Genomic DNA, 25,620 nt, shown 5'->3' with positions numbered 1-25,620 from the left:
ATTCACACCCTCAATTTGATATATTCACGAATTAAGTTTAATTATTTTTTTGGGGATTTACTTAGCACCAAGTCCCCCATCAAGAGTCAATATTTGTCCTGTACAATAATCAGAAGCTGCTGAAGCAAAATAAAGAACTGCTCCTACTAAATCTTTGTCTCTACCTAACCTCCTTACTGGAACTTGGGAGGCAATAATCGGACCGGCCTTATGCACAAGTGTTCCAGGTATTTCTGGGTTATTCATTCCAGTAGTGAAAACTCCAGGAGCAATAGAATTCACATGTACACCATGGCGACCCCACTTAACTGCAAGATCCTTCGTTAAAGTCATAACTGCACCCTTACTTGTTGTATATCCTACAGAATCTACTGCTTCTGGGTCAGTACCTTTAAAGCCGATTGAAGAAGAAATGTTAATGATTTTTCCGTATTCGTTGTCTATCATATGTCTTCCTACAGCCTGACACATTAAAAATGTTCCTGTCACATTTGTATCGAGCATAGCTTGCCATTGTGTTAGAGGCATGTCCGTAGCAGGCGTTTCAAAAACCGTTCCGCTACTGTTGACTAAAATTTCGATTTTCCCAAAATAAGAAACTGCTATCTCCACACCTTGAGCGATAGATTCAGGGACTGTTATATCCAATGATAAGGCAAGAGCTTGTCCTCCTAACGCCTCGATTTCTTTCACAACTTCTTCACAAACTTCAATACGACGTGAGCAAACTATCACATTTGCACCGGCCTCAGCCAAAGCCAGTGCCATTACACGCCCTAAGCCACTACCGCCTCCAGTAACCATTGCTGTCTGTCCTGTTAAATCAAACAATTGTGTAAATGCCATTCTAGACCTCCTTATAAATTCTGAATGTTCTAAATTTTTAAGACTTAATATGTTATTGATTATACTCATAAGTTATAATTAAATAAAATTAAAGATTTTAATGTGCAAATAAATATTATTAATATTCAAAAAGGAATACAGTTCCAATAATGAACAATTACCATAAATATGGACAGAGTTTTCTAATTCATCATTAAAAATTTGACATTACCTTTTCTCCTGATTTCGTAATGAAAAACTATCACCCTGTCATAAAAGGTGAACTCATTCCAATTAATTTGATGATTCGTAAGCACTTAAATATTTCTTTTGGGTTGGTTCACTCAGAAGATACTTTGCTTTTTTTGCTACCTGTGAAGCTCTAAATTCTGTCGTACAACCTATTTTACTTCATCTTCTACTTCAATATAATCATCAGAGTAAGTCTCGGACATCTTCTCTTGACAATTCCAGCACTCACTGCGATTCCGCTCCATAATGGCTAATTCTTCATGACAATGTACACAACAATCCATTTATGCAACCTCCTTTTCATATTTACTCCTTTCTTTCCCTCCTCGATCCATCATTAATTTTTAAATACTTATTTGCTCCTCTGCTTTTATTGTTGTGTGACTTTGATTCGCGGGACGTACAACGATCCAAAACAATAATCCGATAACGAACATACACAAAGCAGTTACTTGAAATCCATAACCATATCCCATTTCCTCAGTCGCTGCATACTGGATGAAATACCCGAATACAAGCGGAGCAATAATACTTGTTGAGCTTGCAAGAGCCACGTAGACTCCTTGTGCTTTTCCGATGTTTTTTGGAGAAAAAAAATCCATCAATATTGCAGGGGCAAGTGAAAGAATAACATACGCAAAACCTGGAGCAAGGGTGAAAAACAAAATGGATATAGCACTTGAATTCACGGCATTTGCTATATATACACAAAGAGCAGATAGGACCATGGTGGAACCGGCAACATTTATTCGTGCTTTACGAATGTCCCCAGTTTTGCGATAAATCCGGTCTGATAGCATAGAAAAGCCAATTTGACTAATGGCAGCGAAAAGAAAAGGTAACGACACAGCTAATTTTAATGTTTGATTATCAAAATGTTGAACTTTGGTAAAGTATGCCGGAAACCATATAGCTTGAACGGACAATAGCCAATAGGCACAACCTCCACACAAAATAATAAAAACAAAATTTTTAGATAAAAGATGCGGAAGAAACTGACGCCAAGAAACCTTGGAGAGGATTGATGAATGCTGCTCCTCTTGATGAAAAGAAGGCAACCCGATTTCTTGTGGACTGTCTTTGCCGAAAATGATCCATAAAACTAATACAATCAGTCCAACAATCCCCATGACTAGAAAAGCAGATCTCCATCCATATTGATTGATCAAGGAGATTAATAATGGTGTAGCAATTGCAGGACCAATTGTTGCTCCACAGAGAACAGCACCAAAGCCTATACCATGTCTATGTTTTGGGAACCATTTCCCAACTATAGCCGTCGATAGAGCAGGGGCTGCACCTTCACCTGCTCCCAAGATCATTCTTGTAAAGACTAGCAGAGATAGACTAGAAACAAAAGGTGTAATAAATTGAACAATCAACCATACCAGTGACATCCAAGTCAACATTTTTTTCGTGTTTTTGGAATCGGCCATGCCCCCAAGAATGATAGAGGAAAAAGTGAAGAACCAAAAGAAAGAACTTCCCACCAATCCCCATTGCGAAGGACTTAAATGTAACTCTTTCATTACTGGAATGGAAACCAAACCAATGATAATTTTATCAACTTGGTTGATCATACCTGAAGCAACTAGAAATAATAATATAATCCAAGAATATTTTGGGGTGTTCAATATAACAATCTCCCCTTACCTTAAGTTTTCTACAATACCACCGCGACCTGCTTTACCTGTCTTCTCATCTATAAACATCGCAAAATCACGTGCAACTTCTCGGCCGTTTGGCATCGTGAGCCATGATCTTAGTAAATGACGTTTACGTTCTGGTTCTTCATAATGTGTATAAAATCACTGCAAGCCTCCCTAATGGCGAAAGCGTTATCATATTTTTATAGATTGTTTCCTAATAAAAGATCAACTTCATCTCCCTTCTCAAATTCTTTGTCAAATAAATTATAACTTCTTAAATGCTGTCCTCCTTCTCCGCCTACGCAAGAGTGCTTTAAATAACAACCGATACAACCGCATGGATTGTTATCTAGATTATATTCATAATTTTCAGATAAATAAAATTAAAAGTTTTAATATGTAAGTAAATATCGCTAATATTCAAAAGGGATACAGTTATAGGCAGTAAACAATTACAATATATTGTTGAAATCACAAAACACAACTCTCTACCTATCTTCTTCGCTTCTCTCAACCTTGAGATGGACACAAATAGCGGGATAAACGATAATAGGAGTGTGCTCCTCCCCTTGAAGAGCCTATTCACTCGTACAAGATCGATACATTTTACAGAGTAAGGTATCGTTCCAACTTCCATTATTTACATTAGTAATACTTACTTACAAATTAAAATCTTTAATTTTATTTAATTATAATTTATCTGTAGAATTTAAAATAGAAATGATTCAATATTAAAGGGATTTTTTTCTAAGTTTGTTCTTTTACAATTAAATCAAAACAGGGGGTTAAAATATGGACTTAAAGTTATCTGGAAAAAAAGCACTTATTGTTGGAGGAAGCCGTGGGATTGGTAAAGCTACTGCCCGCCAGTTGGCTCTGGAAGGTGTAGATTGTACGATTTGTTCAAGAAATGAATCCTCACTAAAAATTGCGGCAGAGGAATTAGCCCAAGAAACAAAAAGAAATATCTATCCGATTGTGGCAGATACTACTGACCCTGATTCTATTCTAAATTTAGTTGAAAAATCAGCAGCAGCAATGGGAGGCATCGATATTTTAGTCAACAGTGGAGCACGTGTTGGCGGCTTTGAGCCAGAAGATTTTAATAGTATTAAAGATGAACTTATTTTGAAAGATTTTGAAGAAAAGTATATGGGCTATTTTCGTTGTATCCGAGCTGTAGCTCCCTATATGATTGAAAATAATTGGGGACGTATTATAAGTATAAGTGGTCTAGCTGCTAGAATTGGCGGTAATTATTTTAGTTCCGGTCCACGTAATGCATCTGTTGTCCATTTAACAAAATCTGCATCATTGGAGTTAGGAAAGCATGGAATTAACGTCAATGCTGTTTATCCAGGGATTGTCGATACTGAAATGTTTAGAAATCGAGTCACTAACGAAGATGCTTTGCGTCAGATGGCAGCACTCAATGCAATCGGCCGCCTGATTACAGTAGAAGAAATTGCTAATGTCATTACCTTCTTGGCTTCACCTTTGGCAGCATCTATTACTGGCGATGTCATTTCGGTAACCGGTGGAATTGGAGATACCGTTTTTTACTAAAAAGCTAGGATTAGATATTGTAACTATATCTTAGTTTACCAATAATAGTGTATTTAAAAACGAGCCTCGCTAAAAGCGGGGGCTCGTTTTTTATAACTTTTTCGATTTCAATCTATCCCTATTGTATATTTAGCAGTATTCAAGAACTTGTCAATCTTAGAAACTGTTGATTCAATGTTCTTAGAGAAAATAGCCATGTGTGCAAAAAAGCCGTGGATCATACCAGGTTCACATGCATATTCAACCTGCACACCAAATTTTTTCAGACGTTCAGCATAAGCCATTCCTTCATCCCGAAGTACATCATTTTCTGCGGTGATTACGATTGCTGGCGGGAGACCACTTAGATCTTCAGCACCCAAAGGAGAAGCGTATTCATTATACCTATCCTCATCATTCCTTAAATAATGATCACGGAACCAAACCAGCTGTTCACGATCTAACCCAAATCCTTTCGCAAATATTTGGTGGGATTCCGTATTAAATTCAAGATTTGTCGCAGGATAAATTAAAACCTGTGCAGTGATGTCAGGGCCTTTTCGGTCTCTCGCCATCATAGTAACTACTGTTGCTAGATTTCCACCCACGCTATCCCCCCCTACTGCCAATCTAGTAACATCTCCGTTAAAGGAGGACCCTTTTTCATAAAACCATTCCAATGCCGCATATGCGTCTTCAACTGGAGTAGGGAACTTATACTCTGGAGCGAGACGATAGTTTACAGATACGACAATACTAGCTGTTCTATTTGCGATCATTCGGCAACTTGCATCCACCACGTCAATGTCTCCTAGAACCCATCCTCCACCATGGTAATAAATAAATATTGGGAAGGGACCTTGCCCCTCCGGTATGTATACCCTACATTTGATTTCTTCCTCTTGACTTACCGGTATCATTAAATTTTCTACCTTTGAAACCAGATCTAATTTTACAGCAGGGCGTGGTGCATTGGAAAGCATATCTCTTACTGCTTTAGGATCCATCGTATGAATAGGTGGCATCTGATTACATGCTTGTAAAAACTTTTCTGCTTGCGGATCTAAATTTACCAAGAAACATCATCCTCACTTCAATTTATTTTCAAACTAACCCGAATATCTCCTAAATCTTTCTTCCTGTCCTGAAACCTTCACATTCACTTCATCATCGAAAAACATACAATGGTGATTTTATTCACCTTATTTCGATGAATAAAATCACCATACAACTTAATATAAGAAAAAATGACGATTTTACTTCTCACTAGCTGTTTATTCCGCATTAACTGGCAGTAATGAGCTTTCCATCAGCAGGGGATGAAGCCCCTACTGATAAGAAGCTTCACTTTATCTATTTACAGGTACTCCTCCGATATAAAACTCGAAATCTGGGGCAATTTTTCTACCATTTGGCATCATAAGCCACAATCTTAATAAATGACGTTTGCGGTCATCTTCTTCATAATCTTCAAATACTGTGCGTGAATGCATAACTGTATAATTATTAACAAATTGCATATCACCTGGTTCCATCATCATATCAATATGCATGTTCTTATCATGAGTAAGGGAATCTAGTAAATCAAATGCTTCGATTTCTAATTTCGTCAAAGAAACATCTGTTTTCGTTTGTGCAGATTCGATATAATTTCGTATCCATCTGCAGCTTAATTTACCATTGTAATAACTAAAGATTGGTGATGAAACTACTGGAGATGAACCTTGTACTTCTTCCCCGCGAAGATCATGGAAGAATGGGCGATAAAGAATTCCAAGAAATTCTGGATACTTCTCAAGAATTTCATTATAAATAGCCATAGAACTTGCGATACTACTTAGACCACCAGATTTCGCTTTGCGAAGGCACAGTAAGCCAACTACATCAGCGAGGTCTGTGTGATAAGGAAGGTGTACATTCGTTTGGTAACCACGTACACTAGTATTTTTAAAGTCGAGACCTACATCTTTGATATGCCCTAAAAGGTCACCTTTTTTACTTTGAATGATTGGAATACCTAGGTAAAGTCCGAGCCCCCAGTAAATGATACTTGCTTCTTCATCAGTATAACGTTCCATTGGCAATCCACGAATCAATAGGAATCCTCTACCATTTTCCAGCTCGTCAACAAAGTAAGTGATCTCGTCAGCAAGATCCGAAATCTGGAAATCTTCTTTTCCAAACTCAGGTGCTTTTAATCCCTTACGCTGAACATGTAATACAGCCTTCTCAAGTGCAGCAATCATTCTTTCGGACAAATAATAAATCCATGAATCATCTTTAGCTAGTTCAATACCCTTCCACACTGAACGTCCTTGAATTTTTCCCTTTAAAATGATCGACATAAATAATCCTCCTTTATTAATTTAGTTATTTCCCTACTTAAGATGACTGATTTTTTTTGCATTAACAATGAAGAAAAGAGAAGTTCCTTAATCGATCCTTACCCCTGACCTCTCGCTATCTCCCGAAACATCGATAACACTTACATCATAAAGAAGACTGAATATTCAGTTTTTTTTATAAGTGAGTTTCATGAATATATACCGTCATCCAATCACACAAACACCCCTTTCAAAAAATTAAGTAATAGATTCATTGACCACATAATCCCTCAACATAGTTATGGTCCCCTTACCTCAATTTGATATATTCACTAACTACGACGATTCTTCTTTGAAGTTATTACTGTGCCCTTACTTGCTGTATATCTTTTAAATAATCACTTGCTCCTCTGCTTTTATTTTTCTGTTGCCTTGCTTTGCGGGACGTACAACGATCCAAAACAATAATCCGATAATGAACATCCCAAAAGCAGTTACTTGAAATCCATAATGATATCCCATTGCCTCAGTCGCTGCATATTGGATGAAATACCCGAATACGAGTGGAGCAATAATACTTGTTGAGCTTGCAAGAGCAATGAACGTTCCTTGTGCTTTTCCGATGTTTTTAGGAGAAAAAAAATCCATAAATATTGCGGGTGCGAGTGAAAGAATGACATACGCAAAACCTGGAGCAAGGGTGAAGAACAGGATGGATACAGCAGAAGAATTCACAACATTTGCTAGATATACACAAAGAGCAGATAGCACCATCATGGAACCGGCAAGATTTATTCGCGCTTTACGAATATCCCCAGTTTTGCGATAAATCCGGTCTGATAGCATGGAAAATCCGATTTGGCTAATGGCGGCGAAAAGAAAAGGTAATGACACGGCTAACTTTAATGTTTGACCATTAAAGTGTTGAACTTTAGTAAAATACACTGGAAACCATATTGCTTGAACGGACAATAACCAATAAGCACAACCTCCACATAAAACAGTAAAAACAAAATTTTTAGATAAAAGATGCGGAAGAAACTGACGCCAAGAAACCTTAGAAAGGGTTGATGAATGCTGCTCCTCTTGATGAAATGAGGGCAATCCAATTTCTTGTGGACTTTCTTTACCGAAAATGACCCATAAAACTAGCACAATAAGCCCAACAGCTCCCATGGCTATAAAAGCAGATCTCCATCCATATTGATCGATTAAAGAGATTAATAATGGTGAAGCAATAGCTGCTCCGCCTGTTGTTCCTAACAGAACTGCCCCAAAGCCTATACCATGTCTGTGTTTCGGAAACCATTTCCCCATTATTGCCGTTGATAGAGCAGGTGCTGGACCCTCGCCTGCTCCCAAGATCATTCTTGTAAAGACTAATAGAGACAGAGTGGAAACAAAAGGTGTAAGAAATTGAACAATCAACCATGTAAGTGACATCCAAGTTAACATTTTTTTCGTATTTTTAGAATCGGCCATACCACCAAGAATAATAGAAGAAAAAGTAAAGAACCAAAAGAAAGAACTTCCCACCAATCCCCATTGTGAAGGGCTTAAATGTAATTCTTTCATAAGGGGAACGGAAACCAAACCAATAACAATTTTATCAACTTGATTGATCATACCTGAAGCAACTAGAAATAATAATATAATCCAAGAATACTTTGGAGTGCTCAACGTATAAATCCCCCCTATTTTTACCATCAAGGGAAAACCTTTTCCTACCATCTGAAAAGGCGTTCCCCATTACATGAATCAATTGGTGTTCTAATGAATTGGTTTATAAAGGTCAATCTTTCGGATTTAAACTCAATTACTTTAAGTTTTCTACAATACCACCAGATGTTTTTCCACGGACTGGAATACCGCCGCGACCGGCTTTACCTGTTTTCTCATCAATAAACATCGCGAAATCATTTGCAATTTCTCGGCCATTTGGCATCGTGAGCCATAATCTTAATAAATGGCGTTTTCGTTCCTGTTCTTCATAGTCTTCATATTGAGTACGTGAGTGAAGAACTGTATAATTATTAACGAATTGCATATCACCTTCTTCCAGCATCATATTATAATGCATATTTTCATCATGAAGGATGGAATCCAGTATGTCTAAAGCTTCAATTTCAACTTTTGACAAATGGATACCCGTTTTCGCTTGTGCTGATTCAATAAATGTACGGACATATCTGCAGCTCAATTTACCATCATAGTAACTAAAAATTGGTGATGTAAATACTGGTGATTCACCTGGCGACTCCTCACCACGTCGATCAAAGTTGAATGGACGACAGAGAATTCCCAGATACTCTGGGTACTTCTCAAGAATTTCATTATAAACAGCCATTGAACTTATGATACTACTGAACCCCCCAGATTTCCCTTTTCGAAGACTTAATAATCCGACGACATCAGATCCATCCGCGTGAAAAGGCAGATGCAATTTCGTTTGGTAACCGCGTACATTTGAATTTTCTAAACTCAGACCTTGATCAATGACGTGCCCTAAGAGGTCACCATTTGCGTTTTGCGATACCGGAATGCCCATGTGAAGTCCGAGCCCCCAATAAATAGTGCTCACTTCTTCATCCGTATACCTTTCCATTGGCAATCCACGAATTAATAGAAACCCCCTCCCATTCTCTAATTCTTCCACAAAGTATGCAATTTCGTCAGAGAGATCCGGAATCTGGAAGTCTTCCTTGTTAAAATTAGGTGCTTTTAAACCCTTTTGTTTAATAAGAAATAAAGCGCTTTCAATAGATGCTATTGTTTTCTCAGACAAATAATAAACCCACGAATCATCTTTAGCTAGATCAATACCTTTCCACGCTACTGGTCCTTGAACTTTTTCCTTTAAAATGAGCGACATAAATATTCCTCCTTCAATAATATGGTTAGTTAGTTTCTTACTTAACTTCAATCAATTGTCTTAACTCTCTGCGCAAAATTTTCCCTGTTGAGTTCTTAGGTAACCCTTTAGAAAATTCCACTTGGCTAGGAAGCTTGTACTTAACCAGCTTATCCTGACAAAATCGGATAATGTCATTCATGGTGATTCGTTCATCATTGACTACGACATAAGCTTTTACTTTTTCTTCGTATTCTCCATCTGAAACTCCGATTACGGCCGCCTCTATAACAGCAGGATGTTGATACAGAACTTCCTCCACTTCACGAGGATATACATTGTATCCACCAACAATAATCATGTCCTTCTTGCGATCCACGATGTAGATGTATCCTTCTTCATCCATTGTCGCTAGATCATCAGTGTAAAACCATCCATCTATTAAGACCGCTGATGTAGCTTCCGGCATCCTCAAGTATCCATTCATTACGTTTGGCCCTTGAACTACTAATTCTCCGACTTCTCCTCTGGGCAATTCCTTTCCGTCCTCATTGACAATTTTGCTCTTGAGGCCTGGTATATTTAGGCCGATAGAGCCTGGTTTGCGGGTTCCCTTTAAAGGATTAATAGCGACAAGAGGAGCAGTTTCTGAAAGACCATACCCTTCCAAAATAAAAACATTATATTTGTTTTCAAATTTTTGTAGCAGCTCGACCGGAATCGAGGCACCTCCTGAGATACACAAGCGAACGGATAAGAAATCTTCCTCCTTGGATTCAGGCAATTGCAAGATAAAATTATACATCGTAGGAACTCCAGCAAACACTGTTGCCTTTTTTTCTCGAATGGTATTGATTACATCAAGAGGGCTGAATTTAGGTAGGATCAGGACAGTTGCCCCGCAAGCAATTGGTGCATTCAGACAAATAGTCATACAAAAAACATGAAACATTGGTAGAACAGCTACTACACAATCTTTACCATGAAGCTCAATTAATTCTGAAATGGCATCTGCATTCGAAGCCAAATTCCGATGTGATAACATCGCACCCTTTGGTTTCCCTGTTGTTCCTGATGTGTATAAAATGACTGCAAGGTCTTCCTGATCAATGAAAGGGCTTAGCCAAACATTATTGTTTGTTTCCATCAGATGCTCCCATGTACATTCCTGATCCTCGGCATCTGTATAAATAACTAGCACTAGATTTTTCAATTGTTCCTTTACTTCTGATAACTTCGGTTCTACAGATACATGAGCAATAACCCCTTTAACTTGGCTATCGTCTAAAATGTAGTTCATTTCCTCTTTCGTATACAAAGGATTCATCGGAACAACAAATGCACCTAATCGTAAAATGCCGTAATACGTAATGAGAAATTCAGGGCTATTTCCTAATAAAAGAGCCACCCCATCTCCCTTCCCAATTCCTCGGGCAGACAAACCAGCAGCCAATTGATCTACCTGCTGATTTAGTTCTCTATAAGTAACACTTTTATCTCTATAGATATAAGCGATACTGTCTGGGAACTTACTTGCACTTCTTTTCAGATTTTCGTCTAAATTATAACCCATTAAATGATTCCCCCCTTTATTCATATGGAAGTGGTTGAACAATAACTTTTAAGAATATTCAAAATATTATTACGTTAAGTATACTTATAAATAATAATTAAATAAAATTAAAGATTTTAATTTGTAAGTAAGTATTACTAATATTCAAAAAGGGATGTAGCCATTATATTGGAAGCCCTTCAGAATATGTGGAAAGAATTAAGAGGAAAATAACATTTCTCCTCTAAAAAAGGACAAACCCACATCTCAGGTTTGTCCTTTTACTCATTTCTTATTTAATCCTTTCTCACTCAAAAACTCTTTCATATGCATTCTCTTCTCTTTGGCCATAAATGAGCTCATTGATTTCGTCCATGTTACGTTTTTTTGATTTGATGATCTTTCTTTATAATACTCGCTCATCGTTTCATCGTATTCGTTTAATACTTCATCATATTTCTTTTCATCATATCCATTTTCATGAAGGATTGCTGCTACTGGTAACCGCGGTTTAACTCCATGTTCTTCATCTGGTACGCCAACTGTCATTCCGAATACAGGATATACTTTATCCGGTAAATGAAGCAATTCACTCACTTCTTTCGGGTTATTACGAATTCCGCCAATATAACAAATACCGTACCCTAATGATTCTGCTGCTAACGCTAAGTTTTGCGCAAAAAGTGAAACATCTACCGTTGCAACAATAAAGTCTTCCACTCCTTCATGTTTTATCTCTGTACCATGTTTTTCACATGCAATTTCAAGGCGTTTTAAATCTGCACAACAAACAAAGAATGCCGCGCAGTCTTTCACGTGACGATTTCCAGATAGTTCTGCTAGTTTAGCCTTTAGTTCCTGATTTGTTACATATATAACAGAATAAGCCTGCACAAAATGTGAGGAAGCCGCATGTTGTGCAGCTTGCACCATTCTTTCTACTACATCTTTTGAAATGGGTTCTTCTTTATATTTACGAACTGAAACGTGTTGCTCCATTGTATGTATTATCTCATTCATGAAAATCACTCCTTTTTTCTCTTCATAATGAAAAATTAACATATCTTTTTCATTATTCACAACTTATAAGCACAAAAAGAGCAATTCTTTGTGAATTGCTCCTTTTAAAGTATCTATTAATACGGTGAATGAAATTATATCGCCTTACTGGAAACTACCGAAAAATCCGTACAATATTATTGCCTGTTACACAATTTTTGTTACGTCGTTTTTAAAACTTTAACCCCTTTTACGATATTCCAAATGAAGTAATAAATTCCTACAAGAATGAACACTGCATATGTGATAAACATGCCAATTCCAACACCTTCAGATTGATTGAAGCTTAAACCGTATACCCCTGACACTGCTAATCCGCCAAATAAGATTGCGTAAGGGAAAACATGTGACCAAAATGCTTTTTTCGCATGATATTTCACTTCATCTTCCGCAACAAAGTAAACGATAATTGGTAGTAAAAATGGCGCGAAAAAGATACTAAAGTAACAGAACGCAGATAAAATATTATTTCCTTTCATCCGAATCACCTCTAATGTTTTTTGTTACCTTCATTATGTCAGGATTTCACTTTCGGAACTATCGCTTTACCTTTCATTAAGATGACAGATTTGTAAGATTTCCCTTACTAAAAAGAATCCCACCTGATGTGATAGGTGGGATTCTTTTTTTACTATATTCGATTCATCAACCAATATTGTGTAATCGCTAAATACTCTCTTACATTCGATGGAATAATAATTGGTTTTGGTGTTTTTGCTGAAAGACCGTCTAATTGTAGTCCTTGTTTTTCTGCAATTTTTTTCGCTCTAAACATATGGAAATCGTTTGTTACGATCATTCCTTTTTTCATATTGGCTGGAATTAACGGTTTTGAGAATTTAATATTTTCATCTGTGCTCGTCGACTTGTCTTCTATTATAATTCGGTCTTCTGCAACATTTTGTTCCATTAACCCGTTTTTCATTGCTAATGCTTCCGAAATATCTTCTCCTTTCCCTTTTCCTCCAGACACGATAGCGATTGTTTTCTCATGTGATTTTAAATACTCAGCTGCTTTATCAATACGATATTGCAGTGAGTACGATGGTTTCGTTCCATTTACTTTCGAGCCTAGTACGATTATATAATCAGCATCGTAGGTCGCATTCATATGCCCATGTTTATAAATGTTATATTGTAAAAATCCCACATATACGGCACAAATCATTATAATAACTAAAATATACTTAATTATTTTCTTCTTTCTCATATCCATATACTCCTATTTTCTTTACTTCCTTCATGATAATATCCATTTATTTGTTTGTATACAGACAAATTCCATTTCAACCTAATTTATCCTTTAAAAGTAATATTTACATTACTTTTGGGAATAGTAAGTACAACTTCGCACGAAGGAGTGTCCCTATTGCTTCTCTTTTTATTTAATGTATCGTTCTTTTTTATCTTATTTTTACTATCACTTAAGCTACTTGGTAAATCCGCGTTAGCACAACTAACTCCTCATGATTTTGGGGCTATTATCTTTTTATCTTACTTAGCTTTTCAGGCCATACCAGTCGCTGGTACTTTACAAGCATTTATCGGTATGATCGTTATTACATGCTTGCATTTGCTTCTTACAAAATTAAGTCTACTCAACAAACTAAATCGTTTTATTCTTGGACATCCTATTATTTTGATTAAACATGGTGATATTATTTTTGAGAACTTACAAAAAAGTAGATATCCGATTGCTGAGTTACTTTCTAACCTTCGTGTCGCAGGATATCCAAGCGTTCATGAAATTGAGTATGCGATATTAGAAGCGAATGGAGCCATTAGTATTTTACCAAAAAGAGAACTTGTGCCATTAACTCCAAAAGATTTGAATATTGATGTTACATATGCTGGATTACCAATCGCCCTTATCGTCGATTCGCAAATTCAATACGACAACTTAAAGTTAATCCATAAAGATGAAAAATGGTTATATAAAGAATTAAAAGAAAAAGGAATCACAAATATTAAAAACATTGCATTTGCCTCTGTTCAAGAGACAGATGGATCTTTTGCTATTAGTTTAAAAGAATAAAAAATCCCCTTAAAATATAAGGGGATTTTTTCATTATACGGCTTCTTTCTCACTTGCCATTCGTATTGGAACAGGATGCTTCATGCGATTCATCGTAAATACAATGATTGCTGTCAATAGTTCCGCTACTGGCATAACGAGCCAAATTCCATTTACACCAAATAATTTCGGCATAATCCATAACAACGGAATAATAAATAGTAAACCACGGCTCAAAATAATAAGAACTGATTTTGTCGTTTGTCGCACTGATTGGAAATACTCTCCATACACAATGTTATAGCCTAAAAATACATATTGGATAAAGAATAAACTAATACCTGTTAACGTTAGCTCCAATAATTCTGGAGATTGTACATCAAATAAGCCAATTATATATTTCCCGAAGAATAAACCGACAACAATTGCTACGCCTCCGAGTACAACTGCAATTTTTACAGCTAACCGCAATCCTTCACGCAATCTTTCTGGTAAATTTGCACCATAATGGAAACTAGCAATAGGTTGCAATGCGGCTCCAACACCGAAGAATAATAGTAATGTCATTGTATGAATACTATTGACCATTGCATAAGAAGCGACACCTAATTCTCCTGCATATTGAACAAAAGCGATATTAAAACCAACTGTTACAATCGCTACTGTGATTTCAGTTGTAAAACTTGGGAAACCAATCACCATAATTTGTTTAACCGTATCCCATTCAAAATGGAATTTCGTCCACTTTAAAACACTACTCTTTCTAAAGAAATGAGTTAATAATACAAGGAAACCAATTGCTGCTGAAAGAATAGTCGCTGACGCAGCACCTGTTACCCCCCATTCAAAGATAAAAATAAAGATATAATCAAAGATAATGTTCAATACAGCTGTTACGACAAGACCTGCCATTGCTAAATTAGGATTTCCATCGTTACGTATAAATGTACTTAAAATATTTTCTAACACGTATATCATTCCAAATGTTAATAGTACGTGTAAATAGTCTAACGCATATGGCAAAATCACTTCATTGGCACCGAACAGATATGCTAAATCTTCTATTCTCCATAAGCAAATAGCCGCTAACACACCTACGATAATAACTGCCACTGTCATAGATTGAGTAAAAATAAATCTTGCTCTTTCTAATTTTTTTTCGCCTAGTGCAATGGAATATAGAGTTGCTCCGCCCATTCCAATCCATAATGAAATGGAAAAGAAAATTGAAAACGCTGGAATAGCCACGTTTACTCCTGCTAAACCGTTCGCTCCAACTCCTCTACTAATCATGATCGCATCAATCATGACATTTACTGACATTAATACCATGCCGAGAACTGCTGGTATTAAATATGAAATAAATAAACTTTTAATTGGTTTTTCTCTTAACTTTTCTGTTGCTTCCATACTAATATGCTCCTTTTTCTCAACGCTCTGTTCACAGTTTAAACCTTCAAGTAACTTGAAGGTCAATAGAGAATTAAAAAATAGGTAACTGAATTATATCAATAGGTGTAAATCTGTAATCAATCCAAGGGGCTTCACCTTATTTTTTCACTACAGGAATTTGAATTTCTGTTACTTGCTCCTCTGGATTTTCTGTTACAGACCAATCAATTAATCCAATCTCAATTGAATCTCCATTTACTTCGTATCCTTCTTTGTCAATATGTTTGAATAACTCCTGATATGTTATTTCTGTTTCTTCATATGGTCCATAGTGATAAGCACACGCATATATACCCGCTTTAATTTCATCTGAATTATGTACTTGATAAGGCATATAATCCAAAAGAATAAAAACACTGCTATATGCTTGAAATTCATTTTGCATTAATGCATTTTTTGAAATTGTTACACCGATATCCCCTGAAAATACACTATCATCAATTTGCTTCATGTTTTTTTGCAACGAGTGGATATAATATTCAAACATATCATCGGTTGTATTCGGTGCAACCGCAATCGCTGTTATTTTTCTCTTCGGTATTTTTTTCATAACAATTCGATCTGTTTTCGATTTCGTTGCTTCCTTAATTAAATGAATCCTATGTTCCATTTTTGCTAAAGCATACTCAATTTCTCTTTGCCTCTTCAACATCATCTCTTGTTGCTTCCCAAGTAAATTGAGTGCATAGGCTGGATTTCGTTCATCAATATATTTCTTAATTTCCTTTAACGGAATATTTAGCTGCCGTAAAAATTTAATCATATCTAATAGTGAAAACTGATCGATTGTGTAATAACGATAATTCGTTTGTGGATCCACAATGGATGGATGAAAAATTCCTTTCTCATCATAATAACGTAAAGTCGATTCCGCTATATTATGCATTTTCGCCATTTCTCCAATTGTAAAACGTTTATTTAATAACATAATTCCTTCTCCAATTCATTAAAAGATAGTCTTATTTCTTCTTATTATATAGTGATTCTCTTCATACATAAAACGAATCCTAGCCATGAAAATCTGCTATTTTTTCATTGATTTTTCATAAAATATATTATATATTAATTACAGGTTCAAATTACAAGTTCAAAAGAACTCGTAATCAGACCCTTTGTTTAATGGGTTTTACATATTTTCATTAGGCAAATTCCGAGAAATCGTATGATAAAAATAAAAATGATGAGGAGAGGATCAGATGGAATTCGAATTTTTCTTTCAAATTGCACTTATTTTATTAAGTACAAAGCTTGCTGGTGATCTTAGTGTTAGATTAGGTCAACCTTCTGTACTAGGTAAATTAATCGTAGGTATCGTTATCGGCCCAGCTGTATTAGGTTGGATTGAAAATTCAGAGCTTCTAACGCAATTAAGTAATGTCGGGGTTATTCTTTTAATGTTTATGGCAGGACTTGAAACAGACTTAGAAGAATTAAATGCAAATCGTAATTCTTCTTTAGCAGTTGCACTCGGAGGTATCGTTCTTCCATTCGTAGGTGGTTACGTTTCCGGCCTTGTTATGGGAATGGAACAAGGGAACGCTGTATTTTTAGGATTACTTCTATGTGCAACAAGTGTTAGTATTTCCGTTCAAACACTTCGCGATTTAGGTAAGATGAAAACACGTGAGAGTACAACAATGCTTGGAGCAGCTGTATTCGACGACATTCTTGTTGTTATTTTATTAGCATTCGCAATGAGCTTCTTAGGTACAGATGATGTTAACTTAACAATGGTTATCTTGAAGAAAGTAGTATTCTTCGCTTCTATTATTTTAATCGGATGGAAAGGTGTTCCAGCGATTATGCGTTGGTTATCACCACTACGCGTATCAGAGTCTATCGTTAGCGCAGCACTTATCATCTGTTTCTCATTCGCATATTTCGGCGAGCTATTAGGAATTGCTGGTATTATCGGTGCTTTCGCAGCTGGTATCGCTATTTCTCAAACAAACTACAAACATGAAGTAGAAAAGAAAGTAGAACCAATCGCTTATGCTATGTTCGTACCAATATTCTTCGTTAGTATCGGTATGAATATTACATTTGACGGTATTGGTGATCAAGTTTGGTTCATCTTAGCATTAACAGTTATCGCTGTATTAACGAAACTCATCGGTTGTGGATTCGGTGCACGAATCACTGGATTTGATGCAAAGTCTTCTGCAATAATCGGTGCTGGTATGGTTTCCCGTGGTGAAGTTGCACTTATCATCGCAGGAACAGGTCTTTCTTCTGGATTATTAGCACAAGATTACTTTACAGCAATCGTTATCGTCGTTATTTTAACTACAATGATTACACCACCAATGTTAAAATACACTTTTGGTGCTAAAGATAAAGCAATGAAAGCAAGTAAATAATTTATATATTAAAAGGAGATTGCTACTTTATAAGATAGCAATCTCCTTTTTTGGCTTTATCTTTAAACAATCTCATTCTTTTTCAGCCACTTTTCAAAAATAGTTCGTGCTTCTTCATCATCAATATCATCACGAAATGAATACACCTTAATGCCGTAATCATCTATATATTCACCTAGCCTCATTTCCTCCACATTCTTATAAAAATCGTCTGCCTCATAGTGCGGGATATAAGCATCCCAAACTGGTTCATTTATTCTTTTGTACGCCGTCACTTCTAAATCATATCCATCTTCATAATATCCGATGTGATAATGTTGACTAAGATCATATTTCTCCATTCATATCCCCTCCCTTTAAAAAACTACCCTATTTCACGTAATAAACAAAAGCGAGCCTTATATTACAGCTCGCTTTTGTTCTTTTATTTTATTAAATACGCTCCATCGCCGTCTTCACCGTTCCAACAACAAAAGCAATTTCTTCACTTGATATAACAAGCGGTGGTGCTAATGTTAAAACGTTATTATATCCTGCTGTTGTCATACCGTTTCGCCCTATAATTAAACCTTTTTCTTTACAAGCATTTACAACACTTGCGATTTTATCGTTATCAATTGGCTCTTTCGTCTCTTTATCATTTACTAGTTCAATTCCAACTAATAGCCCTTTCCCTCTAATATTCCCAACAAGCGGATGTTCTCCAATTTCTTCTTTTAATTGATTTAATAAAAGTGAACCCATTTGTGCAGAGCGTTCAATTAAATTTTCATTTTCCATAATTTCTAAATTTTTAAGTGCCAATGCACAAGCTGCTGGATTCCCACCAAATGTATTTATATGACGGAAGAATTCATATTCTCCCGTTCCTTTAAATGCTTCATATATTTCTTTTTTCACGGCGGTTGCTGATAATGGTAAGTATGCACTCGTAATCCCTTTTGCCATTGTAATAATATCTGGCTTTACATCATAATTCATAAATCCAAACGCTTTTCCTGTGCGACCAAAACCGCAAATTACTTCATCACTAATAAGTAATGCCCCGTGTTTTTGACACGTTTCATGAACAGCTTTCATATAGTCTTGTGGCGGCATTAATATACCTCCGCCTGTAATAATTGGTTCCATAATAAAAGCTGCAATAGTTTCACTTAATTCCCATGTCATAACACGATCAACTTCTTTTACACACTCTACATCATAAATATTTTGTCCCTCAATCTCTGGCATACGGTAACAATCTGGCGGTGTTACATGTAAGAATCCTGAAGCAAAAGGCTCATATTGATATCTGCGCTGCGCTTGTCCAGTTGCCGCCATCGTTGCCATTGTATTTCCATGATACCCACGGTAACGTGACATAAATTTATAACGATGTGGTTCCCCTTTTTGAGCATAATATTGCCTTGCTATTTTAAAAGCTGTTTCATTCGCTTCTGAACCACTATTAGAGAAGAAAATAACATACTCCCCGCCAAGCCATTCATTTAACTTTTCAGCAAGCTTTATAGCCGGCTCATGTGATTGTGACATCGGAAAGTAAGATAATGTTTGCAATTGCTCATAAGCTGCATCAGCAAGCTCTTTTCTTCCATACCCACTATTCACACACCAAAGGCCACTCATACCATCTAAGTACCTTTTCCCTTGTATATCTTCCACCCAGCATCCTTCCGCTTTTGCCCCTACCATTGTATTACTTGGACTAAAGGGACGCATTCCATGCCAAACATATTGCTCATCTTTTGCTAATAATTCATCTGTTTGTTTTGTTTTCATCATCTCTTCCACCTTCCATAACAACTTATTTTCACAAAAGCTGCGCTGGTGCCATGATGATTTAAATTTCTCCCTGCTATTTTCATTCCACAAAACAAAGACAAATCCTACCCAAAATAAAGTAATATTTATAATAAAATACCAAAAGAAAAAGGAGCTTTTCTTATATATCGAAAAGCTCCTCTTTTTTTAATGTGAAGATACATCGCTAATACCATGACCAGTATTAGATTTCACAAGAATTTCATCAAACTTCGCTGCATCTTCTTTCTTACTAGAAAAAACTGTTCCCAAGTATGCTGCTAGGAAACCAAGCGGAATCGAAATAATGCCAGGTGTCGTATAGGGGAATAATGCTTCTCCAACAAAAATAGCTTTCCCAGCTACTGGATTCCAAACATTTGGACTTAGCGCCACAAGAACAATTGCTGATACGAGCCCAACAACCATACCAGAAATAGCACCCGTTGTATTAAAGCGTTTCCAATAAATTGTAAATAATATAACTGGTAGGTTTGCACTCGCTGCAACTGCAAATGCTAGTGAAACTAAAAATGCTACATTCAATGTTTGAGCAAATAACGCTAGTATAATAGATAATACCGCTACTCCAATAGACGCATAACGAGCCATAGATACTTGCTCTTTTTCCGTAGACTTTCCTTTACGTATAATCTCATTATAAAAATCATGTGCAAATGCTGATGCTGCCGTTAACACAAGTCCTGCTACTACAGCTAAAATTGTAGCAAAGGCAATTGCTGATACGAAAGCAAATAAGAAATCTCCACCTAACGCTTTAGCTAATAAAGGTGCTGCCATATTACCAGCCGGGTTCGCTTTAATAATTGCCTCATTTCCTACAAACGCCGCTGCTCCAAACCCTAGAAAAATTGTCATAATATAAAATGCACCAATTAACCATGTCGCATATACAACAGATTGACGTGCCGTTTTTGCATCACGTACTGTAAAAAAGCGGACAAGAATATGCGGTAATCCCGCTGTACCAAGTACTAGTCCTAAATTTAAAGAAAGTGTATCGAGACCATCTTTATACTTTACTCCCGGATTTAAAAACGAATCTTTTAATGGAGTAGCTGTTTTCATTTGAGCGAACATTTCAGTCACACTGAAATTAAATTTTGAGAAAACGATAACAGAAATAATAAATGTACCAGCCATAAGTAGTACAGCTTTAACAATTTGTACCCAGCTCGTAGCAGTCATACCACCAAAAATAACATACACTGTCATAAGTGTACCCACGATTAATACAGATGTCGTATATTCTATGCCTAATAACAGTTTAATAAGTGCACCTGCACCAACTAATTGTGCAATCATATAAAAAATTGAAATCGTCATCGTATTAAGCGCGGCAATACCACGAACTTTTTTTGCATCAAAACGCGCGGCAATCATATCAGCAAGCGTGTATTTCCCTAAATTTCTAAGCGGTTCTGCAACGAGATATAGTACCACTAAATAAGCAACTAAAAAGCCAATACTATAAAAGAATCCATCAAATCCAGTTAACGCTATTGCTCCTGCGATACCAAGAAATGACGCAGCAGACATATAATCCCCAGCAATGGCTAGACCATTCTGCCAACCTGTTAATCCCCCTCCAGCCGTATAAAATTCACTCGCATTTTTCGTTTTTTTCGATGCAAAATAGGTGATGACGAGTGTACCAAGGACGATAATTAAAAATAGTGCAAAAGCAGTCGTATTCAAGTTCAGCCCCTCACTTTTTGCATATCTTGTAAAATTTTTTGCGAGATTTCATCAAAAGATTCAGCTTTTTTGCTATAAATCATACAAAATGCCCATGTCATTATAAATTGCGCAAAAGCAAATACCCACGCCCAAGTAACATCACCAAACGCTGGTGTATTGAGCACCTTTGAATACGATGTTAAGATAGGTAGTGTAATAAAAAAACTTAAAAAGAAAATACTCATCGGAACGATAAACTTCTTTTTCGTATTTAATAGCAATTGAAATTCTTCCGACTGAACAACCTCTGTATAATTCACTTCATTTTGTAACTTACGTGCTGATGTATCATCTCGTTTCATTCTATAATCCCCTCTCTGTACTTGAAATACAACTCCCCCTTGCACACCAAAAGACTAAATTTTATAAATATTCAGAAACTTATCTCCATTTTAGACAATCCATACATTCCTGCAAAGATTTTTCGCTAGACATTTTTCGGCATTTTCTCTTAAGTTTTTAATATACTTTTTCAACATAAAGTGCAACTTGATTCCGTAGAGATTTTGTACACTCCACACGGATTAATAGCCCAGTTCACGCAAATAGCCGCATGAAGTGAAGCTCGATAAATCTTTTCCTCATTAAAAATAGAAGTAGTGCTTATCGCACTACTTCCGTCTTTTTCTCCTTTTCTAAATTACGAGCTGTTTGGCTTAATTCAACGTCTTTCCCATCTTTAAGCGTTCCAAATATAAAGTCGAATACTGGATTTGAAACACCAAACCAAAATTTTTCATTTTTATAATGGTGTAATATATGCTGCTTTTTTAACCATCTCCCAAACTTAGTGACAGGGCGAATCGGCTTATGTGCAATATAATGTTTCCATTCATAAACGAGGAGCATGATAATCATTCCGATTCCAAATGAAAGTGTAACAGTAACACTTTTTGTAATACCATATGCTATAAGTAAATAAATAGTAAAGCTAGGTATACTAAACCATACAGGCAAAAATAAAAGTTTTAAATCATCTGGATATACGTGATGATCATAATGTAACCTTCTTAACATTTTTAATAAAAATACATTTTTAGGCGGCTTTAAATGGAATAAAAAACGATGTGTCATATATTCGTTAAGCGTATAAAAAACAATCCCAAACACACACGCCAACATACCAATCCATGTGAAAAATTGCATTTTTAAAATAATGATAAAAATTAATAGGATACTATACATAATAACGATATCATGTTGCAAAAAGAACTCTTTCCCCACTCTCTTCATCTTTCTTCCCCCTTTTCAAAAAAACAGCCGCAACATATCGTTACGACTATTTCTCTTCTATTTTATTCTTATTCTATTCATTTTACAAATTTGCCTGCTGCTCTATTGTCGAGAAAAAATTGTTCGGCCCAAATATATTTTGCTTCGGAATAATATGTTCCACTGCAAATACTGTTACTTCGCCCCTTTGTACTTCTCCAATAATGAGCCCAAATAATTCATGATTTATCGCAAACGTCGGTTGCTTCGTTTGCAGCAACCTTGCTGCATTATGAAATACTGCCCCATATAATGGATTCCTATCAGTAATTTCTTTTCGAATTTTTGGTGCTAACGTGATAATAATTTCTTTTCCGTCAATAGTGGTTCGATACATAAAAATCTCCCCTTCAATCTTATGTGAACAACTGTAAAGCTTTGTATGCAAAATGGATAGAATATCCTACTAAAATAATACCTGCTCCGGCTGTTATGTAGCCAAGTGCTTTTGGTTTTAATAAAGTTCGTCCAAAATGAACAGAAAAAGCAATATTTAAATTCCACAAAATAATACCAACGATAATGCAAAGACTGTACAAAAAAGCTTCTTGTTTCGTTACCTTCGTAAGCAACGAGCTAAGGGTACTTCCGTATATACCAAACCAAAAAACAAGATTTAATGGATTGGATATGGCAATTAAAAACCCTGCCATAAAGGATTGTTTAAGTCCCCCTACCTCTCCTTTTTTATATTCCATATTCGAGTGAGAAATTCCTTGTTTTACACTTTGAAACCCTAAATGAAATAACAAGAAAAACCCCGTGCAATACATAAAAGCTTGTACATATGTATACATAAACACAGAAGATAAACCGAAATAAATGAGAAGCATAAACAAAATGTCGGCAGTCATTCCACCAATTCCAACAACCCACGCATGCCAAAAACCGCGTTCTATCCCTCGTTTTAACATTTCAATATTAATCGGACCTACCGGCGCAGCTAATGAAATACCTAATACGATTTGCTGTATAATTGCTCCAAACATCGCTCTATCCTTTCTATTCCCTTTACTATTAAGTAATGATGTGATTTTTAAAAATAGACTAGCTTTTATAAGAAATATTCATTAGTAAAATGCCCATTTTTATCCAAAACATGCATAAAAGCCATCTAGATGATGGCTTTTATTTTTCTATTTTATGAAGAAATGGACACTTCCCTTTCATTGGCTCAATATCGTCTCCAATAAAATATTGCTTCCATTCCCGATGGTCAGGATCACCATAATGACTAATGTTAGGATGCTTCGGCAGCTGATCCCATTTTTCAACTCGCTCACGAACCATTTGCCTTGAATATGCTCCTTTAGGACGGTCTCCCTCTAATCCATCGAAAATGGTACGTGGCTGAAATCCAATAACGAGAGAATTCCCTAAATGCCTAGTCTTTCTCTGTTTATAAGCCGGTGCATTCCCAAATGCAAATATTGGTTCACCGCCAAATGAAAATTCCCATAAATAATGATCTGGATCTTTTGGGATTTGCTGCGGCCATGTTTGATCATCTTTTTCATGTAAATACTGAAGTACTTTCCAAAAATAATTACGATAATATTCGAGTGGCTGCTCTTCACGTTCAGGTTCTACAAAAAGAAAGAAACCTCTTCTTACAATTGGTCGCTCTTTCATTAGCTCTAAGAAAGATAACATTGTATTCGGCAAATGACTCCAATCATTATGAGAAAGAAATGAATAACGCAGCTCATTCTTTTTTAAAGCTGTCAAACCAAAATAACACGGAAAGGTGGGTTCTAGCACGACATTCGAAAAATTATTAAATTCTTTTGCAACCCAATTCGGTATGTCGCCTCTATTTTTCATTCCTTCATTATCTAATAAGTAAGACTCATTCATCCTTTCACCTCATTATGTATAGCATTCAATTAAGAATATTACATACTCAGCCTGTCCTATACCTTTTTCAAAATTCGACCGGAAAATTGTTTAAAAATACAAAAATTTTAAACCACTCACTTGACTAAATTCTACCAATTCGTGTATATTTAAATTAATCATTTAGCAGAATATTCAAGATTATAGCATTTTTAGTTTATATTATCTTTTTAGAAGAATTTCACTAAATGAAAAAAGCAATCGTATTTTAGGAGGAATTGTAACATGCAAGGAAAAGTAAAATGGTTTAACAACGAAAAAGGTTTTGGATTTATCGAAATGGAAGGCGCTGAAGATGTATTCGTACACTTCTCAGCTATTCAAGGCGACGGCTACAAAGCTTTAGAAGAAGGTCAAGAAGTATCTTTCGACATTACTGAAGGAAACCGCGGACCTCAAGCTGCTAACGTAGTAAAACTTTAATCCAACATATGACAGGAGGTTACCTTACTTGGTAACCTCCTTTGTTTATTCCTTTGTATATTTCCGTTTTACAGAGCAAAAACTATGTGAAATGCGCACTATACAAAGGAGGAATTATTAATGGGATCAGAAGTAAATGATTTTGAAGAAGTAAAATTCCGTGTAGAAACGGCACAAAAAATGGTAGGTTCTGCAACAATTTCAATGGATCCAGACACATTAGAGCACGCTACTACTGCTGTAGAAGCAGCTCGCTCTCAACTTGAAATTATGAAATCTGTAGCAACAGATTTAGATGAGCCATTTCTAATGAATGAGGAAAAGAAATTAAGTAAGTGCGAGCATCAATTAAACGAAGCGAAGCACTAAAAAATATCCAGAGAATTTTCTCTGGATGTTTTTTATGACAACTGGTCTCCATATTTTTTCAACGTTTCTCCAACTGTACATTGCCTGATACAAAACGAATGAGCATAATATTTACTATTTGTCTTTCGATTATGTTCTCGCAAGAAACATCCTTCACAATACGTTTCTAATAAGTCATTTACCTCTGTAATGAGTTGCTTTTTATCCATCTTC

At 36.0% G+C, this 25,620-nt stretch carries 27 protein-coding genes; 5 read left to right on the top strand and 22 right to left on the bottom strand.

Going from position 1 to position 25,620, the window contains the following annotated elements; all coding sequences use genetic code 11:
- Positions 1 to 57: 57 nt before the first annotated feature.
- The 3 genes from COI75_RS15650 to COI75_RS15645 form a co-directional block, all read right to left on the bottom strand.
- The gene (locus tag COI75_RS15650) at positions 58 to 846 is read right to left on the bottom strand and encodes an SDR family NAD(P)-dependent oxidoreductase (RefSeq protein ID WP_000896115.1); all 789 of its coding nucleotides are present in this window, start codon (positions 844 to 846) and stop codon (positions 58 to 60) included.
- A 380-nt stretch (positions 847 to 1,226) separates the two neighbouring features.
- Complete coding sequence (locus COI75_RS27330; RefSeq protein ID WP_000340375.1) at positions 1,227 to 1,361, bottom strand: hypothetical protein; 135 nt, start codon at positions 1,359 to 1,361, stop codon at positions 1,227 to 1,229.
- Positions 1,362 to 1,421: 60 nt separating this feature from the next.
- Complete coding sequence (locus COI75_RS15645; protein ID WP_001095820.1) at positions 1,422 to 2,711, bottom strand: MFS transporter; 1,290 nt, start codon at positions 2,709 to 2,711, stop codon at positions 1,422 to 1,424.
- Between the two features lie 807 nt (positions 2,712 to 3,518).
- Here COI75_RS15645 and COI75_RS15640 point away from each other — a divergent pair.
- Positions 3,519 to 4,292: an SDR family NAD(P)-dependent oxidoreductase gene (locus COI75_RS15640; protein WP_000364490.1), complete on the top strand. Its 774-nt coding sequence runs from the start codon at positions 3,519 to 3,521 to the stop codon at positions 4,290 to 4,292.
- A gap of 107 nt (positions 4,293 to 4,399) precedes the next feature.
- Here COI75_RS15640 and COI75_RS15635 read toward each other — a convergent pair whose 3' ends face one another.
- The 8 genes from COI75_RS15635 to COI75_RS15600 all read right to left on the bottom strand — a co-directional run bounded on the left by COI75_RS15635 (position 4,400) and on the right by COI75_RS15600 (position 13,267).
- Complete coding sequence (locus tag COI75_RS15635; protein WP_000247627.1) at positions 4,400 to 5,347, bottom strand: alpha/beta hydrolase; 948 nt, start codon at positions 5,345 to 5,347, stop codon at positions 4,400 to 4,402.
- A 273-nt stretch (positions 5,348 to 5,620) separates the two neighbouring features.
- On the bottom strand, positions 5,621 to 6,616 hold the full coding sequence (locus tag COI75_RS15630; protein WP_000022516.1) for a TauD/TfdA family dioxygenase: 996 nt from the start codon (positions 6,614 to 6,616) through the stop codon (positions 5,621 to 5,623).
- 369 nt (positions 6,617 to 6,985) lie between these two features.
- Positions 6,986 to 8,275: an MFS transporter gene (locus tag COI75_RS15625; protein ID WP_240523862.1), complete on the bottom strand. Its 1,290-nt coding sequence runs from the start codon at positions 8,273 to 8,275 to the stop codon at positions 6,986 to 6,988.
- 136 nt (positions 8,276 to 8,411) lie between these two features.
- Complete coding sequence (locus tag COI75_RS15620; RefSeq protein WP_000052705.1) at positions 8,412 to 9,467, bottom strand: TauD/TfdA family dioxygenase; 1,056 nt, start codon at positions 9,465 to 9,467, stop codon at positions 8,412 to 8,414.
- A 37-nt stretch (positions 9,468 to 9,504) separates the two neighbouring features.
- Positions 9,505 to 11,019 (bottom strand): long-chain-fatty-acid--CoA ligase, encoded by a 1,515-nt coding sequence (locus COI75_RS15615; RefSeq protein WP_098380385.1) that lies wholly within the window; start codon positions 11,017 to 11,019, stop codon positions 9,505 to 9,507.
- A 264-nt stretch (positions 11,020 to 11,283) separates the two neighbouring features.
- Positions 11,284 to 12,018, bottom strand: a complete 735-nt coding sequence (gene nfsA / locus COI75_RS15610; protein ID WP_098380384.1) for an oxygen-insensitive NADPH nitroreductase — start codon at positions 12,016 to 12,018, stop codon at positions 11,284 to 11,286.
- Between the two features lie 200 nt (positions 12,019 to 12,218).
- Positions 12,219 to 12,536, bottom strand: a complete 318-nt coding sequence (locus tag COI75_RS15605) for a DUF4870 domain-containing protein (protein ID WP_000678030.1) — start codon at positions 12,534 to 12,536, stop codon at positions 12,219 to 12,221.
- Positions 12,537 to 12,688: 152 nt separating this feature from the next.
- Positions 12,689 to 13,267 carry a YdcF family protein gene (locus COI75_RS15600; protein ID WP_001227667.1) on the bottom strand — a complete coding sequence of 193 codons (579 nt, stop codon included), beginning with the start codon at positions 13,265 to 13,267 and terminating at the stop codon, positions 12,689 to 12,691.
- Positions 13,268 to 13,426: 159 nt separating this feature from the next.
- Between COI75_RS15600 and COI75_RS15595 the strand changes: the two genes are divergently transcribed.
- Positions 13,427 to 14,092 (top strand): DUF421 domain-containing protein, encoded by a 666-nt coding sequence (locus tag COI75_RS15595; RefSeq protein WP_098380383.1) that lies wholly within the window; start codon positions 13,427 to 13,429, stop codon positions 14,090 to 14,092.
- Positions 14,093 to 14,125: 33 nt separating this feature from the next.
- Here the strand turns inward: COI75_RS15595 and COI75_RS15590 are convergent, their stop codons facing one another.
- Together COI75_RS15590 and COI75_RS15585 are read right to left on the bottom strand one after the other, a co-directional pair.
- A complete protein-coding gene (locus COI75_RS15590) occupies positions 14,126 to 15,481 on the bottom strand; it encodes an MATE family efflux transporter (protein ID WP_000388403.1) in 1,356 nt (451 codons plus the stop codon).
- A 139-nt stretch (positions 15,482 to 15,620) separates the two neighbouring features.
- Positions 15,621 to 16,451 carry a MerR family transcriptional regulator gene (locus COI75_RS15585; RefSeq protein WP_000925908.1) on the bottom strand — a complete coding sequence of 277 codons (831 nt, stop codon included), beginning with the start codon at positions 16,449 to 16,451 and terminating at the stop codon, positions 15,621 to 15,623.
- Between the two features lie 268 nt (positions 16,452 to 16,719).
- On the opposite strand from COI75_RS15585, the gene COI75_RS15580 reads away from it, so the two are divergent.
- Positions 16,720 to 17,883, top strand: a complete 1,164-nt coding sequence (locus COI75_RS15580) for a cation:proton antiporter (protein ID WP_000393906.1) — start codon at positions 16,720 to 16,722, stop codon at positions 17,881 to 17,883.
- Between the two features lie 62 nt (positions 17,884 to 17,945).
- On the opposite strand, the gene COI75_RS15575 is transcribed toward COI75_RS15580, so the two are convergent.
- From COI75_RS15575 to COI75_RS15540, 8 genes are all read right to left on the bottom strand, one after another.
- The gene (locus COI75_RS15575) at positions 17,946 to 18,224 is read right to left on the bottom strand and encodes a DUF3986 family protein (protein ID WP_000417065.1); all 279 of its coding nucleotides are present in this window, start codon (positions 18,222 to 18,224) and stop codon (positions 17,946 to 17,948) included.
- 91 nt (positions 18,225 to 18,315) lie between these two features.
- Positions 18,316 to 19,665, bottom strand: coding sequence for an aspartate aminotransferase family protein (locus COI75_RS15570; protein WP_000850987.1), 1,350 nt, complete (start codon positions 19,663 to 19,665; stop codon positions 18,316 to 18,318).
- A gap of 189 nt (positions 19,666 to 19,854) precedes the next feature.
- Positions 19,855 to 21,405, bottom strand: coding sequence for a solute symporter family protein (locus COI75_RS15565; RefSeq protein WP_001098230.1), 1,551 nt, complete (start codon positions 21,403 to 21,405; stop codon positions 19,855 to 19,857).
- A 2-nt stretch (positions 21,406 to 21,407) separates the two neighbouring features.
- Positions 21,408 to 21,749: a DUF485 domain-containing protein gene (locus tag COI75_RS15560; RefSeq protein ID WP_098380382.1), complete on the bottom strand. Its 342-nt coding sequence runs from the start codon at positions 21,747 to 21,749 to the stop codon at positions 21,408 to 21,410.
- Positions 21,750 to 22,050: 301 nt separating this feature from the next.
- Positions 22,051 to 22,680, bottom strand: a complete 630-nt coding sequence (locus COI75_RS15555) for a sterol desaturase family protein (protein ID WP_000832161.1) — start codon at positions 22,678 to 22,680, stop codon at positions 22,051 to 22,053.
- 82 nt (positions 22,681 to 22,762) lie between these two features.
- Positions 22,763 to 23,056, bottom strand: a complete 294-nt coding sequence (locus COI75_RS15550; protein ID WP_098380381.1) for a cytoplasmic protein — start codon at positions 23,054 to 23,056, stop codon at positions 22,763 to 22,765.
- Positions 23,057 to 23,075: 19 nt separating this feature from the next.
- Entirely contained in the window at positions 23,076 to 23,708 is a 633-nt protein-coding gene (locus COI75_RS15545; RefSeq protein ID WP_000466559.1) for a LysE family transporter, read from the bottom strand.
- Positions 23,709 to 23,847: 139 nt separating this feature from the next.
- A complete protein-coding gene (locus tag COI75_RS15540; protein ID WP_001005929.1) occupies positions 23,848 to 24,576 on the bottom strand; it encodes a YqcI/YcgG family protein in 729 nt (242 codons plus the stop codon).
- Between the two features lie 264 nt (positions 24,577 to 24,840).
- Between COI75_RS15540 and cspB the strand changes: the two genes are divergently transcribed.
- Positions 24,841 to 25,038 (top strand): cold shock-like protein CspB, encoded by a 198-nt coding sequence (gene cspB / locus COI75_RS15535; protein ID WP_001161734.1) that lies wholly within the window; start codon positions 24,841 to 24,843, stop codon positions 25,036 to 25,038.
- Positions 25,039 to 25,158: 120 nt separating this feature from the next.
- Positions 25,159 to 25,407 (top strand): DUF2564 family protein, encoded by a 249-nt coding sequence (locus tag COI75_RS15530; protein ID WP_000534394.1) that lies wholly within the window; start codon positions 25,159 to 25,161, stop codon positions 25,405 to 25,407.
- Positions 25,408 to 25,439: 32 nt separating this feature from the next.
- Here COI75_RS15530 and COI75_RS15525 read toward each other — a convergent pair whose 3' ends face one another.
- Positions 25,440 to 25,616 carry a zinc-finger domain-containing protein gene (locus COI75_RS15525; RefSeq protein WP_002023738.1) on the bottom strand — a complete coding sequence of 59 codons (177 nt, stop codon included), beginning with the start codon at positions 25,614 to 25,616 and terminating at the stop codon, positions 25,440 to 25,442.
- Between the last annotated feature and the right edge of the window lie 4 nt (positions 25,617 to 25,620).

It is taken from the genome of Bacillus cereus (assembly GCF_002564555.1).
Lineage (GTDB): Bacteria > Bacillota > Bacilli > Bacillales > Bacillaceae_G > Bacillus_A > Bacillus_A cereus_K.
This window is presented reverse-complemented; position numbering and strand designations above follow the sequence as displayed.

Coding starts and splice junctions, on each gene's coding strand:
- COI75_RS15650 (WP_000896115.1), bottom strand. CDS start 846: ATGGCATTTACACAATTGTTTGATTTAACAGGACAGACAGCAATGGTT.
- COI75_RS27330 (WP_000340375.1), bottom strand. CDS start 1,361: ATGGATTGTTGTGTACATTGTCATGAAGAATTAGCCATTATGGAGCGG.
- COI75_RS15640 (WP_000364490.1), top strand. CDS start 3,519: ATGGACTTAAAGTTATCTGGAAAAAAAGCACTTATTGTTGGAGGAAGC.
- COI75_RS15630 (WP_000022516.1), bottom strand. CDS start 6,616: ATGTCGATCATTTTAAAGGGAAAAATTCAAGGACGTTCAGTGTGGAAG.
- COI75_RS15620 (WP_000052705.1), bottom strand. CDS start 9,467: ATGTCGCTCATTTTAAAGGAAAAAGTTCAAGGACCAGTAGCGTGGAAA.
- COI75_RS15615 (WP_098380385.1), bottom strand. CDS start 11,019: ATGGGTTATAATTTAGACGAAAATCTGAAAAGAAGTGCAAGTAAGTTC.
- nfsA (WP_098380384.1), bottom strand. CDS start 12,018: ATGAATGAGATAATACATACAATGGAGCAACACGTTTCAGTTCGTAAA.
- COI75_RS15605 (WP_000678030.1), bottom strand. CDS start 12,536: ATGAAAGGAAATAATATTTTATCTGCGTTCTGTTACTTTAGTATCTTT.
- COI75_RS15600 (WP_001227667.1), bottom strand. CDS start 13,267: ATGAGAAAGAAGAAAATAATTAAGTATATTTTAGTTATTATAATGATT.
- COI75_RS15590 (WP_000388403.1), bottom strand. CDS start 15,481: ATGGAAGCAACAGAAAAGTTAAGAGAAAAACCAATTAAAAGTTTATTT.
- COI75_RS15585 (WP_000925908.1), bottom strand. CDS start 16,451: ATGTTATTAAATAAACGTTTTACAATTGGAGAAATGGCGAAAATGCAT.
- COI75_RS15580 (WP_000393906.1), top strand. CDS start 16,720: ATGGAATTCGAATTTTTCTTTCAAATTGCACTTATTTTATTAAGTACA.
- COI75_RS15575 (WP_000417065.1), bottom strand. CDS start 18,224: ATGGAGAAATATGATCTTAGTCAACATTATCACATCGGATATTATGAA.
- COI75_RS15570 (WP_000850987.1), bottom strand. CDS start 19,665: ATGAAAACAAAACAAACAGATGAATTATTAGCAAAAGATGAGCAATAT.
- COI75_RS15560 (WP_098380382.1), bottom strand. CDS start 21,749: ATGAAACGAGATGATACATCAGCACGTAAGTTACAAAATGAAGTGAAT.
- COI75_RS15555 (WP_000832161.1), bottom strand. CDS start 22,680: ATGAAGAGAGTGGGGAAAGAGTTCTTTTTGCAACATGATATCGTTATT.
- COI75_RS15550 (WP_098380381.1), bottom strand. CDS start 23,056: ATGTATCGAACCACTATTGACGGAAAAGAAATTATTATCACGTTAGCA.
- COI75_RS15545 (WP_000466559.1), bottom strand. CDS start 23,708: ATGTTTGGAGCAATTATACAGCAAATCGTATTAGGTATTTCATTAGCT.
- COI75_RS15540 (WP_001005929.1), bottom strand. CDS start 24,576: ATGAATGAGTCTTACTTATTAGATAATGAAGGAATGAAAAATAGAGGC.
- cspB (WP_001161734.1), top strand. CDS start 24,841: ATGCAAGGAAAAGTAAAATGGTTTAACAACGAAAAAGGTTTTGGATTT.
- COI75_RS15530 (WP_000534394.1), top strand. CDS start 25,159: ATGGGATCAGAAGTAAATGATTTTGAAGAAGTAAAATTCCGTGTAGAA.
- COI75_RS15525 (WP_002023738.1), bottom strand. CDS start 25,616: ATGGATAAAAAGCAACTCATTACAGAGGTAAATGACTTATTAGAAACG.